We start from the raw sequence: 20,155 nt of genomic DNA on the forward strand, positions 1-20,155 counted from the left end.
TCCCTACCATACTATACTCTTTTTCTGTTCACCTCTGAAATCGACCCCACGATGACAGTTGTGACATATTTGTGAACGAAACACATTTGCGTGATTTTTTTGAAAAAAAGATATATGATTAAATAACAGGAAAAAGAAGGTTTAGTTTAGGTAAATATGGGGGATAAAAATGTTTCATAATATTCAATCGCGTTCGTTCGCTCGACGCTTCACGAAAACATTGGTTTTTGCATTTTTTGCTTTCCTTGCTACGATTGGAATCGTTTTTGCAGAAGGATCAAACAGTACAGATATGACTCCGAAGACACCAGCGCTTCAGCAAATCGATCGCCCTTAAAATCTACACCTTCCGTGTGGATTTTTTTATTTTTTCCGGACATTTACAGGACGATAAAGGAAAATCAAGTTCAACCTCGAATTAGATGAACACACCTATATTTTAATTTTGAGGAGGAAACGGACGTGCTCTTCTACTTATTCACGACGATTGCGGGTCTCATCACTACATACTTAAGTTTTGTTACCGGTTATTATACAAGTTCGATTGGTGTTTTCGTCTTTACGTTAGCGATTTGCCTATCGTTATCATCGATTCGACAGTTACTCCGTACGTCCTATCTGACTTACATTGAATACATTCAATACCGTCGCGTCAAAAAACAGTACGAACGCATGAAAAAACGAGAACAGTCTTTTCAAATTGCCTATCCTAATCGAGATTCGAGTACACCACTTGCATTCTCCGGAACAGACCAGCATGATAAATAAAGAACACGATTTCATCACCTAGGAGGAACAGATTCATTATGAACGAAATCCCTTTATCAAACGGTTGGACACTCCGCTACTCACCTGTCATCGACTTATGGTTGAAGGAAGATGGCGTACTGCTCGTAGATCACGAAGATAAGGTCCGCTTGACTCTCATCTTGGATGAAGAGACGATGGAAATCAAACAGATTGACAACACGAACGCTACGTTCTCCGTTGATCCGACGACACGTCGCCTCACTTTCGAACTTGGAGAAAGCGAAGAGGAATCTGAGCCTCGTTACTGGGAATAATCATGGAGACCGGGTGCGACACCTGGTCTTTTTTTGTACAATAACATCAGCAATGAAAAAAGGAGTTGTCACTTTACCATGATCCGCACTGTCATTTGGTTCATTTATTTTGGACTTGTCTTACCCTGTACCTTACCGTTTTTACCAACCGCAAAACGTCGAACACATCTCGTGCGCTACGCATTCGTTCAGCGTGTAGCGAGCGCCTGGGCGAACTCTCTCCTCCGACTCGCTGGCGTTCGTGTCCATGTGACGGGGCATGAACATATCCCGGCAAATGAACCTGTCGTGTTCATCTCGAATCACCAAGGAAACTTCGATGTTCCGATTCTACTTGGAAAAATCGATAAACCAAAAGCATTCATCTCAAAAATCGAAGTGAATAAAATTCCAATCGTTAATGTCTGGATGAATCTGATGGGGTGTGTCATGATTGACCGAAAAGACCGACGCCAATCACTAAAAGCGATCCGCTCTGGTGTCGACACGATCAAGGACGGACAATCAATGATCATCTTCCCAGAAGGAACACGTTCAAAAGGCGGACCGATGGCGGAATTCAAAGCAGGAAGTTTTACCCTTGCGACATCAAGTGGCGCACGCGTCGTACCAGTCGCGATTTCAGGTAGTTATCGTGTCATGGAGGAAACGGGTAAGATCCGTCCGGCTACAGTCGAAGTCACGATTTTGCCGTCGATTGACCCGAGCACGATGACACAGAAAGAACTCGTCCAGACGGTCGAACATCAAATCAAACAGATTGTAGAAGGTGTCTAATATGTTAATGAAAGTAGAAAATCTCAAAAAAGAATTTGCCGATAAAATTGTCTTCGAAGATGTCACGTTTTCCGTCTCTCCTGGTGACCGGATCGGTATCATTGGCGTCAACGGTACCGGTAAATCGACCCTCCTGCACATTCTAGCAGGCAAAGAAACAGCAGATGCTGGTACGATCCATCATCCAAATGATTATCGGATCCGTTTGCTATCGCAAACGACCGATTATCCGGAAGATCGGACTGTCATGGAAGTACTCCTGTCGGGTGACACACCAACGATCAACGCGTTGCGCCACTACGAAACGGCACGACTAGCGCTCGAACACGATCCGACAAGTGAGACGTTACTCAACCGCTTCATCACGGCGCAAACCGAGGTTGATGCCGCGCAAGCGTGGGACACGGAATCGCGTTTAAAAATGATCTTAAACAAACTCGGCATCCTCGACTTGAACGCGTTGATCGGCTCTCTTTCCGGAGGACAACGAAAGCGTGTCGGACTCGCTGAAGCCTTACTCGATGAAGCCGATCTCCTCCTGCTTGATGAGCCGACGAACGAACTTGATGCCGAGACGATCAGCTGGCTTGAGACTCAAATCAAGGAATACCGTGGTGCGATTCTACTAATCACTCATGATCGCTATTTCTTGAATCGTGTCACGAATCATATGATGGAGATCGCAAATGGAACAGCTTATTTCTATGTCGGAAACTATGAATCGTTTCTTGAAAAACGTGCCGAACGTCGTGAACGGACGGCTTCTATGGAGGAAAAACGTCAAAACATCCTCCGTCGCGAACTCGCTTGGTTGCGTCGCGGAGCAAAAGCACGGACGACGAAACAAAAAGCCCGGATCCAGCGCGTGGATGCTTTACAAGACCTTTCGTATGAGGAAGAAGAAGCGACACTTGAAGTACAGGTCGGTTCGACCCGCCTCGGCAAGAAAGTCATTGAAGCATATGACGTCTCGCACCGATTTGGTGAACGGACACTTTTTGAATCGTTTGACGCTCTGATCGGACGCAAAGAGCGGTATGGCATCGTTGGTCGAAACGGTAGTGGAAAATCGACACTTCTTTCAATTCTCGCGAAACGCTTAGAGCCAACAACGGGTGAGATCATTCACGGCGAAACGGTGAAGATTGGTTTTTACGGTCAATTCGCCGAATTCACGCATCCCGAACGCCGCGTCATCGATGAGGTCGAACGGATCGCAAAAGTCATTACGACACTCGCCGGTGAGGAGATCACAGCAAGTCAGATGCTCGAACAATTTCTCTTTAAACCGGAAGCACAATATAAACAAATCGGCAAGCTTTCTGGTGGCGAAAAGCGACGTCTGAAATTGTTAACGATTTTGATGGAAGAACCGAACGTCCTCTTCCTTGATGAGCCGACGAACGACTTGGATACCGAGACCTTATCCGTACTAGAAGATTATTTAGAATCATTCCCAGGTACTGTCATCACAGTCAGTCATGATCGCTACTTCCTCGATCGGGTCGTCGATCGCCTGATTGCATTTGAAGATGGAAAAATCATTTTTTATTACGGACAATATACAGACTATCTTGAGCAAATGGCAGCATCCGTTCCCTCAATCGTCGTTGAAAAAACGGCAGAGGTTGCTACAGCACCAAAAACAGAGACGCCAAAGAAACTAAGTTATCAGGAACAACAAGATTGGGCTATCATTGAGCAACAAATTGAAGAGAGTGAAGTTGAACTAGAGCAATTAGAGGCTGATCTCGCTTCAGCAGGAAGTGATCTCGGAAAGGTCAATGAATTGTATCAAGCCATCGAAAAGACCAAAGCGACGCTTGACGAGCGAATGGAATATTGGACATATCTTTCTGAAAAAATCGAGGCATTTGAAAATCATCGCCAATCTCATCAATAAATCCGATAAACGGAGTTCTTCACTTAGAAGAGCTCCGCTTTTTTTATGAAATAGAAAACATCTCTTACTTTTATTTTTAATTATGAAAATAAATGTGAATTCATATTAGATATCGGGTAATGTTATAGCATATTTCGTTTTGGAGGAAGGCTTGCGAAAGGAGGAGTTTCGGTGAAACGGATGGTTCAAAACATCTACCCTATCGTCGCATTCTACTTAGTCATTACTTACATACTGCTCTGGCTATTGCCACAAGATCTTTCGTTACAACTCTCGGCAGTCATTAGTTTAAGCGGTTCTTTCATGATTTTCTTATTTAGTCGATCGACGGCTTTCAAACAACCTTCCCTTCCGTACAAGTGGTTATCCATCGCTTTCTTCTCTTATTTTTTGGGCGATTTCCTGAATATGATTGGACGTTTCTTTCAATGGAACGATGTCAATTTGAACGTCTTGCTGGATTTACCTTATACGATTCATTTGACAATGATGGTCCTTTTCTTTTTCCGACAATTAGATTTGACATTATTCAAAAAACAAAAGTTATTGATTCTTGATTCCTTGACTTTATTCGCTGTTTCAATGATTGCTGGATATATCGCTATTTTCCGCTTTGTTCCCTCTTATACGCGAACGACACTCGAGCAAATCAGTTGGACACTTTATGCCTTCTTGACAATTTTGTTGACGCTTTTCTTTTTTTTACTCTACGCGTCTGGGTTAAGACGGAACGTATCACGATCAGGATTTATCTTTCTTGTCCTCGGAACATTCATTCTCGGCATGACGAACTTCGTGTTTTATACCTTGTTATTAAACGGTGAACCGCAAATATCGGGTCTATTGCTTCCGCTATATCCACTTAGCGGTCTGTTCCTCATCGCCTTTCTGAACACACGTACACTTCCCATTAGTCGTGAGGAGCAAGCAAATCTCATTCGAGTCGAGACACTTACGCGTTCTCTGTTGGTTTACATCTTATTATCTGCGCTAATTCTTTATATTACGTTTTTCCCTGTCTCTCGAACCTTCTTCTTATTGTCTATTGGTATTACGTTTTTATTATTTTTAACACGACAGCTTTTTTCATACCGGGAAAATCTTCGGTTGTTACAGGAAACAACGGCATTACAAACGAATCTAGAAGACATCGTTCATCAAAAAACAGAGTTGCTACAGTTGCGTGAAAAAGAACTGACGTCACTTTTTTTGTCTTATCCAGAAATCGTTTTTGAAATCGATGACATGTATCAGATTCGATCCGTCAATCCAGCCGCTGCAGAAGCAGGATGGAATGATTTACCGCTCGGACCGAGTCAACGCCGTCAACTTGATCGGCTCATCCCGTTGCTTCAACAAAAGCAGTCGACCTATCCTGCTCACCTCCTACATGTACCTGCTACGGAGGAACATCCAGAAACCTTTTTGAATACGACAATCATCGATATTCCACATCAGCAACGCTATTTCGTCGTCTTAGCGGATGTCACAGAAGACTATCAACAGGAAGTATGGCTAGAACGTATGGGATACCATGACTCACTCACTCGTTTACCAAACCGGCGTTACTTCGAGGAGCAACTCTATCTAACTCTGCCAACGCTAGATTATGGCTCCTTATTATTCATAGATTTGGACGGATTCAAACAAATCAATGACACTTATGGACATGATGTCGGTGATTTACTGCTACAAGAAACAGCAACGCGTCTTCAATCAATGATGACGTCAACTGATCTCGTCGCACGCCTTGGTGGAGATGAATTCTTGATCTTCATTCAGGCATCTGCCTCGGAAACTCGACAGTTTGCCGAACACGTTCTCGAAATCCTAAATTATCCATTCTATATCAACACGTATACGCTTCGTATCACACCATCTATCGGAATTTCCTTATACCCTGAAGACGGTAAGAGTTCAGAACAGTTATTGATTCGGGCAGACGAAGCCATGTACCAGATCAAGAAGAACGAGAAAAATAACTATATGTTCGCTGTCCACATCAAACGTTAGGAGGGATCCCGTGCTTAAATCAAACTACTTCATCCGTTGGTTCCCTGCCATGCTCGTCATCTCTTTTATTCTAATGATCCTTACTACATGGACTCCTTCCATCTCTAATGGGATTGTCGAACAGGTACTTCAGTATGTATCACTTGGGTTGATCGCTTACTTCATCCTTACGGCTTATCGTAAGGAACAAATATTAGTCGTACCCAGACGAAATTTCTGGCTGATTGCTTTAGGATCACTGGTTTTATCCTATATCGGTTCCATTTTTGAGACATTACGTTTTGTCTATTCAGACTTTCCAATTCCATCTATTTATAGCCTGATTTTATTTTCAATATCCCATTACGTATTCTTATACGCGATTTTTTACCGAATCATCACAAAACGAACACTCGGACAACATGTACTTGCTTTCGTTGATGCCGCGATTATCGTCATTTTCATTGGACTTGTCGCATTCCATGTCCTCAATGAACTGACGAACCCTGGGCTTCAGACTGTTCCTTATGCCATCATCGTCATTACGAACACATCACTCGGTTTGTTCGTTTTTTTCTATTTTACGTTCATCCAAGAAATACATTGGGTATCACGGATGGCCTTATTTCTATTATTCTTATCCATTTTCATTCGTGGTATCTATGAAGTCTCTAGTGTCTACTTCCCTGATTTTTCAGCGAATTATCTGGTGTTCTTCCCGATATTGATTCGTTTGGCGCAAAGCGCAGCTATTCTATGGCATGTTGATCATATTGAAGAAGGAACTGCTCGGACGACGGTCATTCCCCGTTCGTGGCTTCCTTTACTGGCCATCCCTTTGTTCATCCACTACATGGTGGAACAAGAAGGTGGAAAACTCGACATCTTTATCATCTTATTCCTACTAATCGTTCGACAAATCTTGATCGCCCGTCAACATGGGTTGATTGTCGCACAATTACATGAACGAAATGAACAACTCGCTTCACGCATCGAACATCGAAAACAACAAATCCAAGATAGTGAACAACAGGTCATTCCACTCTTCCTCGGTCATCCTGATCCGATGATTCGACTCGATCAGTCCGGCACTGCGCTGTACGCGAATTTAGCTGCCCAACGTCTGTTTCATTTGCCAGATATGACGATTGAACATGTTCCTCGTACGATGCGTCATTTGTTAGAGATGCTCGAAACGAACGTTGATGAGTATGAGGATGAACAAAGTCGACGCTATGAAATCATTGATATTCCAATTCAAATTGCCGCTACCTCGATGGGACGATTCACGATTTTACATGATGTCACGGAAAGCAAAATTCGTCAAAAGAGAATCGAATACCATGCCTATCATGATGCTTTGACTAATATCGGAAACCGTCGTTCCTTAGAACGAGATTTCTCAAATCGACTCTCCGATAAGAATTATCTTGCCTTAGTCGATTTAGATGGATTTAAGCAAGTAAATGATACGTATGGTCACGAGGCAGGAGATTATGTATTAATTGAAGTTGCGAAGCGATTGAGCGAACATACAAGTTCTTCGGAATCCGTGTATCGACTCGGTGGAGATGAATTCGCGATCCTTTTACAAGCCGATGATGAACTCTCCTTACGCCGAAAATGTAAATCCTTTTTACAATTTTTAAGACGTCCCTATGTCTACAAAGGACAATCTTTATTCGTTTCCGCAAGCATCGGAGTGACAGCGTGTCATGAGGCCGATCTTGATACATGTTTAAAGCAAGCCGATCTTGCCATGTATCGCGTGAAACATCGGGATAAGAATGATGTCGCTTTATATCGAGCGGACCCATGAAAAAACCTAGGACATATGACTTTTTGTAGTCAACGTGTCCTAGGTTTTTTGAGTTATTCTTCTGGTCTTGGTGCAATGTTACCTTCTTCGATATCGAGGAGCAAGTCGATTAATTCCGCACAAAACTCTGGATATTGACGAAGTAACGCGTCTTCTCCCACTTCATCCACGAAGTCCGTCAACAAAGCGAGGACTTCTGGTACTAATGCGCGCGCTACCTTCATGTAGGCAATCGCAAAGCGCCACTTACCAGAAATATAGAGCAGTTTCCCAATCAACAGATCCCCCGGTTCGACTTCAATCTCAGCCAAATCCGTTTGATACGTCTGTTTCGACATTAAATCAACAACACCATCTGCATCGACTTGAAACAGCGACGGCATCGGGTCAGCTAATCCACGCAAGGCGCGATAGAGACTAGGTGATAGCTCGTCTTTTATCTGCTCGAGAAAACGACCGTGCGGTGTTTTTCCTTGATCATCCGTTTCATAGAAGATCGCCCAGTCAACGAATAAGTCCCGGAACAATTCAGCATCTTTTAAATACCAACGTCCTTCTGTCGCAATCTCTTCAATGAAAGCGACCCAGTCCGTACTGCGTGCTGTTGCTGCTTCCTGATACATTTTCTTCAAGGCTGCATTCATTTCCGCTTCAGAAACCGTCGTCGGAAATGGAATTACTTTTCGATCGTTCTTCATTTCGATCGCCCTTTCCGGTGAGGAGTAGCCGGTCGCTTAATCGTCTGAGGAGCTGTGAATTCACGTTTCGGAATGACTTCTCCGCGGTAAATTTCCATTGGCTCCATCTCGACGCCCATTTGCTTTGCAAGTGTTTTTAAGTGTTTTAAATCTTGATCCGTGACAAGTGCAAGTACCATCCCATTTGCGTTTCCGCGTCCCGTCCGACCTGAACGGTGTACGAAATCGTCAAGCGACTCCGGTAAATCGTAATGGACGACGTGTGTGACCGCTTCGATATCAAGCCCACGCGCCGCAAGACCTGTCGTGACGAGTAAAGGAAACTCTCCCTTTTTATAAGAACGCAAGGTCTCCATCCGCTCTCGTTTTCCTTTTTCAGCGTCTAAAATCCGGTATTTCAGTGAGAATTTACTCAACTCGCCATTCAATGGTCCAAGGAATGAGCGATTGTTGATGAATGTCAGCACTTTTGATCCTTGCATGTTCGCCAGACGACGTAACAATTCCGGTTTCTGACGACGTGAAGTCTCCAAATAACCGAATGTCACTTGTGTGCTGACGACACGCTCAACACGAATCGTCTCAGGATCATTCGCAAGCGTCCGTCCCCATTCTGCTGTCCGTTCCGGCAATGTCGCTGAGACGAATGCCAGTTGTCGATCGCGTAGCGCACTATTTGCGATTCGCGTCGCCGAGTCACTCATGCCACTTTCATAAATTTGATCCGCTTCATCTAAAACGATCAATTTCACCTTATGCATCTTCAGCTTCTTCGAATCAATCAACTCGACGAGACGTCCCGGTGTTCCGACGATGATTTGCGGCTTTTTCTTCAATCGTTCATATTGTCGCTTTAATTCAACACCACCAATGAATGCACCGGATTTGATACCACTTCCTTGAGCAAATAATTGAATGACTTGATGAATTTGCATGACGAGTTCCCGTGTTGGTGCCGTGATGACGACTTGCACGTGTGGCTCTTCCACTTCAATCTTTTCTAAAGCTGGAATGACATAAGCAAGCGTCTTCCCTGTACCTGTCGGCGCTTCAGCTAGGACATCTTTTCCTTCGCGCAACAACGGAATCGCTTGTTCTTGAACAGGCATCAACTCTGTAAAGCGCGCCCGTTCCCATGCTTCCTGTAAAAATGGTTTTGTAAATTTCATAACGATTTCTCCTACTCTCTTAATTCCATCATGCCGTTACGTATTCGACATGATCTCCTGATGCATCACGGTATCCCCGTAATGTCTGTGTATATTCATTTCCTGCGTCGAGCAATCGGATGTGGAACCGGACTTCTTCTTCACCGGCTTCTTCCTTTAAAATCTCGAAGCCTTGGATGACACGATCCTGTAATTCTGCAGCGAGTGCCGGATACACGGCAAGACTCGCATACATCGCTTTTACGTCCACGGGACGGCGAACAAGCGCAATCCAGTACGATTCATCATAGCCGATAAAGTCTTCATAATCAAAATCATCTTCAAACCGAATCCAGAATCCATCACCTTCAAATTCTGTGATCATCCCAGTTCGCGTCGAACCTTCCGATCCGATTTTCAGCGAGACCCAGTCTCCCGACTGATAATCTCCTTGTTGCGTTAATGACACATACTCCATTTGGCACACCTCCACGTTCTATATTCCCTTTTTCATTGTCAACGATACGTCCTAAAAACACAAGATACCGTAACGTGACATTCCTCACAGTTTCAACTGTGCTAGTGGATCTTTTTCAAATCAGCTCATACAGTTTCGTGAAAATCTTGATTTACCAGACTTCAACTGTTTTTTAATCTTCACTCTTTCATAAGTACAGAAATAAAGAAAACCCCTCATATCAACGTTTGTTCACTTGTTAAATTATTCACATGAACGTAAAGGGAATCTCTATCTCCTTTTGTTACACTATTCACATAAGGAACTGATCATTAGCTCAATTTTAAAGGAGTGGTATCCATGTTATTAGAAAAAACGAGTGCCTGGACAAACTTTACGTCTGGCGAATGGATCAAGACAATCGATGTTGCAGACTTCATCCGGCTCAATCGCACGGAATATACAGGTGATGATCACTTTTTAGTCGGTCCGACGCAAGCGACGCAACGGCTTTGGCAACAAATTCTACAGTTGACGAATGAAGAACGACAACGTGGTGGTGTGTATGCCGTCGATGCCAAGACACCATCAACGATTCTCTCGCATGATGCAGGGTATCTTGATCCCTCTCTTGAAAAAATCGTCGGCTTACAGACAGATGAACCGTTCAAACGTTCAATTCATCCGAACGGCGGGATTCGGATGGTGAATGATGCCTTAGCTGCGTATGGCTTTGAAGCAGACGAGACCGTCACGAAAATTTTCAGCGAGTACCGGAAGACACATAACCAAGGGGTTTTCGATGCCTATACCCCTGAGATGCGCGCTGCACGTAAAGCCGGTATCATCACAGGATTACCAGACGCCTATGGACGTGGGCGGATCATTGGCGACTATCGTCGTGTCGCTTTGTACGGAACAGCACGCTTGATTGAAGAACGTAAGCGAGACTTGAAGGCACGTGGCGGCTTCCTCTCTGAATCGATGATCCGCGACCGCGAAGAGATGAATGAACAATTGCGCGCATTAACGGAATTGACCGAGCTTGGAACTCGCTATGGTTTTGATCTCTCCCGCCCTGCAGAAACAGCACAAGAAGCATTCCAGTGGGTCTATCTTGCTTATCTTGCTGCGATCAAAGAACAAAATGGTGCAGCTATGTCACTCGGTCGAGTCTCGACGTTCCTCGATATTTATGTCGAACGTGATCTTGCGACCGGCCGCTTGACGGAAGAAACAGCACAAGAGCTCGTCGATCATTTTGTCATGAAACTTCGGATCGTCAAATTCTTACGAACACCGGACTATAACGATCTCTTCTCTGGCGACCCGACGTGGGTAACGGAATCGATTGGCGGGATGAGTGAAGATGGTCGATCAAATGTCACGAAAAGTTCATTCCGGTTCCTGCATACGCTCTCGACACTCGGTCCGGCACCTGAACCAAATCTAACTGTTCTCTGGTCCACTCAGCTTCCACGCGGATTCAAGGAATTCTGCGCGAAGATGTCGATCATATCAAGCTCGATTCAGTATGAGAACGATGATTTGATGTTGCCGGTTTATGGGGATGATTACGGCATCGCTTGTTGTGTCTCCGCGATGCGGATCGGGAAACAGATGCAGTTCTTCGGTGCTCGAGCAAACCTTGCAAAAGCATTACTTTATACAATCAATGGCGGAATGGACGAGAAGCTCAAAATTCAAGTCGCCCCAGTCACACCATTGATGCTCGATGAAGTACTCGATTACGAGACAGTCATGGCGGCTTACGATCGTCAACTCGATTGGCTCGCAGAACTGTACGTCAACACACTGAATGTCATCCACTACATGCATGATAAGTACAGTTACGAACGGATTGAAATGGCTTTACACGATCCGGAAATCTTACGGACGATGGCATGCGGCATCGCTGGTTTATCGGTCGTCGCCGACAGTCTATCCGCTATTCGTTATGCAACAGTCCGCCCGATCCGAGATGCGGATGGGATTGCAGTTGATTTCAAGATCGAAGGTGAGTTTCCAAAGTTCGGGAATAACGATGAACGGGTCGATCAGATGGCTGTTGATCTCGTGACATTGTTCATGGAGAAAATCCGTAAACATCCAACGTATCGAAATGCGCTCCCGACACAGTCTGTCCTGACGATTACTTCAAACGTTGTCTATGGTAAGAAGACAGGAAATACACCCGATGGACGCCGTGCGGGTGAACCATTTGCACCGGGTGCTAACCCGATGCATGGACGTGATACCCGTGGTGCTGTCGCTGCTCTGACATCTGTCGGGAAACTACCATATGAACATGCGCTCGATGGTATCTCCTACACGTTCTCGATCGTTCCAAAAGCACTTGGTAAGGATGAAGCAACACGTATTCGCAATACGGTCGGATTACTTGACGGATATATGGGTGGTACGACTTCAAAAGGTCATCACTTGAATGTCAACGTCTTCGACCGTGAGACGTTACTCGATGCCATGGAGCATCCAGAACAATATCCACAGTTAACGATTCGGGTTTCCGGTTATGCCGTCAACTTCATTAAACTGACGCGTGAACAACAGATTGATGTCATCAATCGTACGTTCCACGGTTCTCTCTAAAATGATGTGTAGTATGTGAAAGGAAGTGAGCAGAATGACCTATGGTATGGTCCATTCCGTTGAATCATGTGGAACAGTCGATGGTCCTGGCATTCGATTCATCGTCTTTACGCAAGGATGTCCACTACGGTGTCAATACTGTCATAACGTGGATACATGGGAGTTCGGTTGCGGACAGCGTGTCTCAGCAGACGAAGTCGTAAAAGAAGCGATCAGCTATCGCTCCTTTTTCGAGGCGACGGGTGGCGGAATCACCTTCTCTGGAGGTGAACCGCTCGCTCAGCCAGAGTTCCTAGAGGCTGCTTTAACAGAAGCGAAGCGGCATGGACTGCATACGGTCATCGATACCGCTGGATCTGTCGTCCCAAAAAACATCGACGCCATTCTCGATGCGACGGATTTGGTTCTGCTCGATATCAAGCATATCGACGATGCTGCTTGTCGCGTCTTGACTGGACGGAGTAACGCCAATACACTCGCCTTCGCAAAACGCCTAGCCGAGCGAAACATTCCCGTCTGGATTCGCCACGTCCTCGTTCCAGGTATCACGATGTCGGAACATTTCCTCCGTCAGACCGGCGAGTTCATCCGGACGCTCGGAAACGTCGAGCGCGTCGAGGTACTGCCGTATCATCAACTCGGTGTCTATAAGTGGGAAAACCTCGGTCTTGCTTATCCGTTAACTGATGTGCTTCCCCCTTCATCAGAAGAAACAAACGCTGCGCAAACCCTACTTGAATCGTACTTGTGTTAACGTTTCCGATTTGTTACGATGACATCATAGATTATGAACAGGAGGTACAACACCGAAATGAAGCAATCACTCGTACAGGTCGCTTGATGAATGAAATCATCTCTTTCGCAATGCAGTTGCGGATGTCTGACGCTACGAGTCTGCTCTTTTTCGGTGTGACCATCCTCTGGTCATCGCCTTCTTTGAGTTACTCCTGCACACCATCCGCTCGCTTCGGATGGTGTGTTTTCATTTCATCTTACTGGAAATGAAGCCTAAAGGAGCTGCTTTTATGTCTACTGAAACACTTACGATTCAACACCTATCAATGGATTACGACGAACGACGTCTTTTCTCGGACGTCTCCTTTCATATTCATACTGGTGAACACGTCGCTTTGATTGGTCCGAACGGCATCGGAAAAACGACATTGTTACACTTGATCGCTGATCAACTTCAGCCGACTGACGGTTCGATCAAGCGTCATTTCAAAAAACTCGGTCTACTATCACAACACTTTGTGGCGGGCGATCACACCGTTCTTGATGTCGTCGAACGAGCGGATGCGGTTCGTTATCAACTTCGCGCTAATGCCATGAATGGTGACTTGACGATTTATCAACAAGCAATCGATCAGGACGCCTTCTCGCTGGAAGCAGATGCAGCACGCGTCTTAAAAGAAGTCAAATTAAAGGAAGCACTCTGGACACACAAAGCATCCAGTTTAAGCGGTGGTGAACAGACGCGCCTCCAACTTGCCTGTCTGCTTCTATCACGACCTGATTTCATCATTCTCGATGAACCGACGAATCATCTGGATCAAGAGACACTCGAGTGGCTCACGGAATGGGTCAACATGTCACGGACCTCGATTCTCTATGTCTCACACGAACGATTCTTCATCGACGCAACGGCTGATGCCGTCATTGAATTATCCGAATCAGGGGCAACGCGATACAGCGGAAACTATCAGTCCTATAAAGAACAAAAGGAACATCAAGCTCTGTCGCAACAACGAGCGTACGAAAAACAAGAACGCACCCGTAAAGAGCTGACACGCATGATTCAAGGATACCGGCAATGGCATCAAAAAGCTTCGGATCAAGCTAGTGAACGCGATCCATATGCGAAAAAGAAAGCCGCTAAACACGCAACAAAGGTCAAAGCAAAAGAACAACAGCTTGAGCGCTTACTGGAGAATCGTGTTAAAAAGCCAGAGGTTGCACCGACTATTCACGTCGCATTTGAACATGAAGCGATTCATGCGAAGCGACTCGTTTCGTTCGAACACGTCACGTTTAGATATGAGACGAAAACCATTCTAAACGATGTCTCATTTTCAATCGATCGCGGTGACCGGATTGCTGTCATTGGACCGAATGGAAGTGGGAAAACGACCTTACTGCGTCTCATTGAGGGCGAATATGTTCCTAATCAAGGGACAGTCATCCGCCATCCTCGATTAAAAACCGGCTATTTTTCACAAGCTCTTTCCCATTTACCGACATCCGGTACGTTGTTAGAGGCATTACTTGAGTACGGCACGATGAGTGAAACGGACGCCCGGACGTTGCTCGCCTGTTTTTTATTCCGTCGCGATGATGTTTACCGGTCGATTGCCGACGCTAGTATGGGTGAGAAATGTCGAATCGCCTTTTTACGTCTGTATTTTTCTGGTGCTCACTTGCTTATTCTCGATGAACCGACGAACTATTTGGACCTTGCGACTCGTGAACAAATCGAAGCCGCCCTCGATGTCTTCCCTGGTGAGCTCCTCTTCGTCTCTCACGATCGTTATTTTACCGATCGGCTATCGAACCGGACGTTTGACTTAACGACTGGATTCAACGATCATCCAGACGGAACTGCCGTGGTAAGAAATGCACGCCGAAGTGACCCTGAAGCGACTCAATCCGATCTACATCGTCTTGATGCTTTGACAGGTGATGTGCCGTTCGATACAGAAACAAATGAATCACTTTCAAAAGAATAACAAAAAAAGCATCTGCATAGAAAAAGAGACTCCTGTTTCCGTTGCAGATGCTTTTCATATTTCAGTCGTATTACCGCTTTTGATACTTCAGTTTCGTATGCGCTTGTGCCTGCTTGTGGATTTTTTTCCACTTTTCTTTCTCCGCCGCCTGCAACGCCACGTTTTGCTTACGTTCCGTATAGGCGATTTCTCGTTTTAGCTTGACGAAGCTGTTCCAGCGCTCAGCAGATAGCGTTCCATCTTCTAAAGCTGTCCGAACGGCACATCCTGGTTCCTTCTCATGTTTACAGTCTCGAAAACGACAGTTTTCAGCAAGCTCTTCAATATCGGAAAACGTCGACGATAAACCGTCACTTCCATCCCATAAGGCCAATTCTCGCATACCCGGTGTATCGACGAGTAATAAACCGTTCGCCAGTCGTTTCAGTTCGCGATGTGTCGTCGTGTGACGTCCGCGTTCATCGTCTTCCCGTACGCCACCCGTCTCCATTAACCGTTCTCCAGCTAAAGCGTTGACGAGCGTCGACTTCCCAACGCCGGACGATCCGACTAACACGATCGTTTGCTTGACTTGTAACTGGGCACGTAGTTCCTCTAATCCGTCACCCGTCAAAGAATCAACGGCAAGGATCGGTGTTCCGAACGCGACTGCTTCAACAGCCTGCAGTTCTATTTCGATCGACGGCATCAAACTTTTTTTCGTCAGGACGATGATTGGTGTCACCCCTGCATCCCAAGCAACCGTTAAATAACGTTCCAGTCGACGGACGTTGAAGTCATGTCCAAAAGCCATGACGAGCAAGGCGACGTCAACATTCGCGCAGATGATTTGTTCCTCGGTCTCCGTTCCTGCCGCTTTTCGGGAAAATTGAGACGACCGTGGCAAGACACGTTCGATTCGTCCTTTGCCTGGCTCTCGCTCTGTTTGAATGATCCAGTCTCCAACCGCTGGCAATTCAGCTTTCGTTCCTGATTGGAAACGCAACTTACCAGACAGTTCGCTCAGCGATTCTCCTGTTTCCGTCATGACACGATAATGCGTTTGATAGACGGCTATGATCCGTCCTAATCGTTCTGTTCCTGTCGTTTCGTAGACAGGTGGTGTACCCCATTCGTTCAAATGGTTTCCTCCTCTGATTTAAGGGAGGGAAACCCCTCCCTGGTTTCCGACACATGTCACTTTTTTAGCGTTGATTGTTGCACTCATCAACATCACTCCTCTCGATTCGATTCCCTTATAGAGTATCATATGAATCATTGGTTCTGATAGCGCTTCCCTTAAAGTCAGACCTTCTCTCCGCCTTAAGCCCGAGAGCAAATACGGTCCAAAGAGTGTCGTAGGAATAGAAGGACTCCCGTATCATAAAGGTATCAACACAAGGGAGGCTTCCTCATGAAGCAATCGAAAGGAAAACAATTGGTGATGATTCTCGCCGGACTGGCGTTACTTGCCGTCGTCATCGGAACATTACCGCATATGATCGGACTTGGTTTAGGGGCATTACTTGCGTTCTATTCGATCAGTAAGTTCATGCAATCGAACAAATGGCCAGCGAAACTCGGTTTCGGATTTCTAGCAGCCATCGGAATCGGACTTGCCCTCTCAAACATCTGGGCAGTCATTGGAATCGCAGCAGCCATCGCATTGTACGTCGGTTACATGCGTATGAAACTACAGCGTGTCAATGTTCAAGATCTCTTTAACCGCCGCCGTACATCAACAACACATTTTGAAGCTGACTGGAAAGACTTAGACGAAAAACGATTCTAAATTTAAAGATAATACCCATACTGTTTACCACTTTCAAGGAGGAATTTTTCATGAAAAACGTGTTTGATCAACTCAACGATTTTGCGACACAAATGATGACAGAAGTCAAAAAAGCCGCTGAACAGGGCGAAGTACCTGCTAAAAAGCTCGTTCGTCATATTCGATCTACAGAAGCTGATTTAAAAGAGATCGATCGACTACTTGAGCGTCAACGGACATTATTGCTGGAACTGACTCAAAAGCAGGAAGAAGCGAAGGATTTAGCCGATAAACGCTTCAAACAAGTTGAAATCGCAAACGAAGCCGGTGAACAGCAACTCGCCGAACGTGCTGCCATCGAATCGAAACATTACGGAGAGCAATACCGGTTCTTCGAAGAACTCGTCGCTGAAACGAAACGTGAGTTAAATGAGCTTGAACGTGAAGCCCTCGAATTGAAGTTGAAGCTCGAAGACCTACAGAACAAACGGTACGAATGGATGATGCGCGAAAACGTTTCGAACTTAAAAAACAAGATGAACCAGGTGCTAGATCGCGAACCAAATGCTACTATAAAAGAAGAAGCACATCCGTTCACGGCGGAAGAACCTGAAGCAAAACAACCAGCCGTTGATGAAGATGATATCGATGCGCGTATCGCTGAACTCGAACGCCGCATTCACCAATAAGCAGTTCATGACGAAGGAGGCGTATGCCTCCCTTTGTCATGTTAGAAAGGAGATTGATCGTGCGACGATTAAGTACGAAACAACTGGTCGGTTACGTATCGATCCTGTTCGCCCTTGGTCTATTCTATGACCTATTATCCGGTGCAGGAAATGTATTGTTCGGTGTCTTATTCCCTTTCCTGCTGTATTACGTCGGGATTCATTTCCGGCGGCGCAATCATGAAAAACTAGCGATCCTCTTTTATATCGTCGGTACGATCATTCTTGCTGGCGTCGTCCTCAGTTCGGCTGCCATCGGTTTTGTCATTGCCGGAATTTTGCTCTATCTTGGGATCATTCTTGTGACACGGCATTCTGTCCGTGAATTTTTGTTTTCACGGATTGCCCCCCATCAATATGAAGAGGAAGGCATCAAGATTCAACCAGCTTACTCCTTCTCAACCCAGGCCGATGCACCGTATGTCTTACAGGACTTAAGTGAACAGTTCATCGTCAAGGATTTAGAAATCGATTTGACGCATGCCTATGTCCCGGAAGGTGAAACATTGATCGTCGTCAGTGGCGTCGTCGGGGACGTCCGGATTCTTTTACCGTCCGGTTATGATTATACGCTCGACACGTCGATCGGCTTCGGAAGCGTCAAGACGGACATCCGCCGTATTCCGACCTTCTTCAATCGACGCATTCAATTCCGAGCACCAGAATATGGTGACGCGACGCGGAAGGTTCGTATTCATGTCATGCTCGGTATTGGCAACGTGGAGGTGTCTTCGATATGAAGCGTGATCAATTTCCGCTTGGTGTCATCGCTCTGCAAGTCATGACGGGCTTTTTGACAGCCGTCATGACGACGTTGTTATTCTTAAGTACACGCCAAGTCGATTGGCATGTTCTCTTCGTCCGTCAGCAAGACTTTCCTGTCCTTTTACTCGTCATCGGACTCTCATTACTACTGCCGCTTGCTATCGGTAGCATGCATTATTTTTTCTTGCGTCGTGACTTCAAGCGTGTCACGACTGCCATCATCGAACTGGAGCAAGGAAAAGATGTCACAATTGTTCCCGGTCCCTATTTTCATACGTTGACACGCCTGTCACGAATTGGAAAACGTATTGACGAGCAAGTCGAGACCGTTCAAAAGATCAGCACGCGTCCGCAGCACGTCGAACAGGTACGGATTCAAGCTGTCACCGAAGAACGCAAGCGACTCGCACGTGATTTACACGACTCCGTTTCACAACAACTTTATGCCATCTCGATGATGACGACAGCAGCCAAACAGACGATTTTGTCTCAACCTGAAGCTGCTGCCAAACAAATCGAAATGGTCGAGACGATGGCACAAACGGCACAGTCTGAAATGCGTTCGCTCTTACTTCAACTTCGCCCCGTCGAACTCGAAGGGATGACGTTACAACAAGGACTTTCTCAACTGCTCGAAGAATTATCTAGAAAGCAGTCCACACAATTGAGTTGGAAGTTAGAAGAGATGTCACTCCCACGACAAATCGAAAACGAGTTGTTCCGGATTGTTCAAGAAGGATTAACGAATGCCTTACGTCACGCGAAAGCGTCCCATATGGATATCGAGCTCCGAGAATTCAACGAAACAATTATCCTGAGCATGAATGATGATGGTGTTGGATTTGTTGTGGATGAAAAAAAACTTGCCTCTTATGGCATCAATTCGATGCGAGAACGAACGGCTGAGATGGGTGGAACGATTCGTCTCGTCAGTGTTCCTGGACAAGGAACCCAAATCGAAGTAAAACTTAGAAAAGATCGGATGGTGCAAGTATGATACGCGTATTATTAGTAGATGACCACGAGATGGTCCGGGCCGGTGTGTCTGCTTTCCTTTCCACACAACCAGACATCGAGGTCGTCGCTGAAGCTTCGGATGGTCAAGCGGGAGCCTTGCTGGCGCTCGAACACCGACCGGATGTCATCTTGATGGATTTAGTGATGGAGCCAGTTGATGGCGTCGAAGGAACCCGGTTGATCCGCAAAGACTGGCCGGAAGCAAAAATTCTCGTCGTGACGAGTTTTCTTGATGACGAGAAAGTCTATCCTGTCATTGAAGCGGGTGCGATGAGTTACGTTTTAAAGACAGCTAGCGCCTTTGACATCGCAGAAGCGATTCGCAAGACAGCAAACGGTCAATCTGTCATGGCAGCACAAGTGACCGGTAAAATGATGGAACGTCTTCGTCGTCCTACGACACACTTACATGATGATTTAACGGAACGTGAGCAGGAAGTTCTTCAATTGATGGCTCGTGGTATGGCGAACCAAGAGATTGCGGACGAATTATTCATTTCCTTAAAAACCGTCAAAACACATGTCTCGAACATCTTATCAAAACTAGATGTCGTAGACCGTACACAAGCTGTCGTCTATGCCTTCAAGCATAATCTCGTCAAATAAGATTTAGCCCTTCATTACTTATTCTTTAAGCGCATGCCAAAAACCCCGAATCGTCTCTTAGTCAGAGACCGTTCGGGGTTTTGATGTTGTACGAA

19 protein-coding genes are annotated in these 20,155 nt (G+C 45.7%); 15 read left to right on the plus strand and 4 right to left on the minus strand.

Going from position 1 to position 20,155, the window contains the following annotated elements; all coding sequences use genetic code 11:
- Window positions 1-169 precede the first annotated feature (169 nt).
- The 7 genes from Q9R23_RS10375 (at window position 170) to Q9R23_RS10405 (ending at window position 7,555) form a co-directional block, all read left to right on the plus strand.
- On the plus strand, window positions 170-337 hold the full coding sequence (locus Q9R23_RS10375) for a hypothetical protein (protein WP_023467274.1): 168 nt from the start codon (window positions 170-172) through the stop codon (window positions 335-337).
- A gap of 125 nt (window positions 338-462) precedes the next feature.
- A complete protein-coding gene (locus Q9R23_RS10380; protein WP_214856484.1) occupies window positions 463-768 on the plus strand; it encodes a hypothetical protein in 306 nt (101 codons plus the stop codon).
- A 38-nt stretch (window positions 769-806) separates the two neighbouring features.
- Window positions 807-1,064, plus strand: coding sequence for a hypothetical protein (locus tag Q9R23_RS10385; protein WP_023467272.1), 258 nt, complete (start codon window positions 807-809; stop codon window positions 1,062-1,064).
- 78 nt (window positions 1,065-1,142) lie between these two features.
- Complete coding sequence (locus Q9R23_RS10390) at window positions 1,143-1,841, plus strand: lysophospholipid acyltransferase family protein (protein WP_214856482.1); 699 nt, start codon at window positions 1,143-1,145, stop codon at window positions 1,839-1,841.
- A gap of 1 nt (window position 1,842) precedes the next feature.
- A complete protein-coding gene (locus tag Q9R23_RS10395; protein WP_214856481.1) occupies window positions 1,843-3,744 on the plus strand; it encodes an ABC-F family ATP-binding cassette domain-containing protein in 1,902 nt (633 codons plus the stop codon).
- Between the two features lie 180 nt (window positions 3,745-3,924).
- A complete protein-coding gene (locus Q9R23_RS10400; RefSeq protein ID WP_290758218.1) occupies window positions 3,925-5,757 on the plus strand; it encodes a GGDEF domain-containing protein in 1,833 nt (610 codons plus the stop codon).
- A gap of 10 nt (window positions 5,758-5,767) precedes the next feature.
- Complete coding sequence (locus Q9R23_RS10405; RefSeq protein WP_290758052.1) at window positions 5,768-7,555, plus strand: GGDEF domain-containing protein; 1,788 nt, start codon at window positions 5,768-5,770, stop codon at window positions 7,553-7,555.
- A 53-nt stretch (window positions 7,556-7,608) separates the two neighbouring features.
- On the opposite strand, the gene Q9R23_RS10410 is transcribed toward Q9R23_RS10405, so the two are convergent.
- The 3 genes from Q9R23_RS10410 to Q9R23_RS10420 are packed head-to-tail and all read right to left on the minus strand — an operon-like array spanning window position 7,609 to window position 9,879.
- Window positions 7,609-8,253: a hypothetical protein gene (locus tag Q9R23_RS10410; protein ID WP_035412639.1), complete on the minus strand. Its 645-nt coding sequence runs from the start codon at window positions 8,251-8,253 to the stop codon at window positions 7,609-7,611.
- Window positions 8,250-9,422 carry a DEAD/DEAH box helicase gene (locus Q9R23_RS10415; RefSeq protein ID WP_214856478.1) on the minus strand — a complete coding sequence of 391 codons (1,173 nt, stop codon included), beginning with the start codon at window positions 9,420-9,422 and terminating at the stop codon, window positions 8,250-8,252. Before Q9R23_RS10415 ends, Q9R23_RS10410 begins: the two co-directional genes overlap by 4 nt.
- A 28-nt stretch (window positions 9,423-9,450) precedes the next feature.
- Window positions 9,451-9,879, minus strand: a complete 429-nt coding sequence (locus Q9R23_RS10420; RefSeq protein WP_214856477.1) for a hypothetical protein — start codon at window positions 9,877-9,879, stop codon at window positions 9,451-9,453.
- Window positions 9,880-10,218: 339 nt separating this feature from the next.
- On the opposite strand from Q9R23_RS10420, the gene pflB reads away from it, so the two are divergent.
- The 3 genes from pflB to abc-f all read left to right on the plus strand — a co-directional run bounded on the left by pflB (window position 10,219) and on the right by abc-f (window position 15,194).
- A complete protein-coding gene (pflB, locus tag Q9R23_RS10425) occupies window positions 10,219-12,468 on the plus strand; it encodes a formate C-acetyltransferase (RefSeq protein ID WP_214856475.1) in 2,250 nt (749 codons plus the stop codon).
- Between the two features lie 34 nt (window positions 12,469-12,502).
- Window positions 12,503-13,222 (plus strand): pyruvate formate-lyase-activating protein, encoded by a 720-nt coding sequence (gene pflA, locus Q9R23_RS10430; RefSeq protein ID WP_214856472.1) that lies wholly within the window; start codon window positions 12,503-12,505, stop codon window positions 13,220-13,222.
- 271 nt (window positions 13,223-13,493) lie between these two features.
- Complete coding sequence (gene abc-f, locus Q9R23_RS10435; RefSeq protein ID WP_214856471.1) at window positions 13,494-15,194, plus strand: ribosomal protection-like ABC-F family protein; 1,701 nt, start codon at window positions 13,494-13,496, stop codon at window positions 15,192-15,194.
- A gap of 70 nt (window positions 15,195-15,264) precedes the next feature.
- On the opposite strand, the gene rsgA is transcribed toward abc-f, so the two are convergent.
- Window positions 15,265-16,314 carry a ribosome small subunit-dependent GTPase A gene (rsgA, locus tag Q9R23_RS10440; protein WP_290784208.1) on the minus strand — a complete coding sequence of 350 codons (1,050 nt, stop codon included), beginning with the start codon at window positions 16,312-16,314 and terminating at the stop codon, window positions 15,265-15,267.
- 273 nt (window positions 16,315-16,587) lie between these two features.
- Here rsgA and Q9R23_RS10445 point away from each other — a divergent pair, with 273 nt between their 5' ends.
- The 5 genes from Q9R23_RS10445 to Q9R23_RS10465 are packed head-to-tail and all read left to right on the plus strand — an operon-like array spanning window position 16,588 to window position 20,060.
- The gene (locus Q9R23_RS10445; RefSeq protein WP_023467260.1) at window positions 16,588-16,965 is read left to right on the plus strand and encodes a lmo0954 family membrane protein; all 378 of its coding nucleotides are present in this window, start codon (window positions 16,588-16,590) and stop codon (window positions 16,963-16,965) included.
- A gap of 50 nt (window positions 16,966-17,015) precedes the next feature.
- A complete protein-coding gene (locus Q9R23_RS10450; RefSeq protein ID WP_023467259.1) occupies window positions 17,016-17,633 on the plus strand; it encodes a PspA/IM30 family protein in 618 nt (205 codons plus the stop codon).
- Window positions 17,634-17,692: 59 nt separating this feature from the next.
- Window positions 17,693-18,412, plus strand: a complete 720-nt coding sequence (liaF, locus tag Q9R23_RS10455) for a cell wall-active antibiotics response protein LiaF (RefSeq protein ID WP_214856469.1) — start codon at window positions 17,693-17,695, stop codon at window positions 18,410-18,412.
- Window positions 18,409-19,434 (plus strand): sensor histidine kinase, encoded by a 1,026-nt coding sequence (locus Q9R23_RS10460; protein ID WP_056063588.1) that lies wholly within the window; start codon window positions 18,409-18,411, stop codon window positions 19,432-19,434. The genes liaF and Q9R23_RS10460 overlap by 4 nt, the downstream gene beginning before the upstream one ends.
- Window positions 19,431-20,060, plus strand: a complete 630-nt coding sequence (locus Q9R23_RS10465; RefSeq protein ID WP_023467256.1) for a response regulator — start codon at window positions 19,431-19,433, stop codon at window positions 20,058-20,060. The genes Q9R23_RS10460 and Q9R23_RS10465 overlap by 4 nt, the downstream gene beginning before the upstream one ends.
- Window positions 20,061-20,155 lie beyond the last annotated feature (95 nt).

It is taken from the genome of Exiguobacterium sp. BRG2 (genome assembly GCF_031844245.1).
Lineage (GTDB): Bacteria > Bacillota > Bacilli > Exiguobacteriales > Exiguobacteriaceae > Exiguobacterium_A.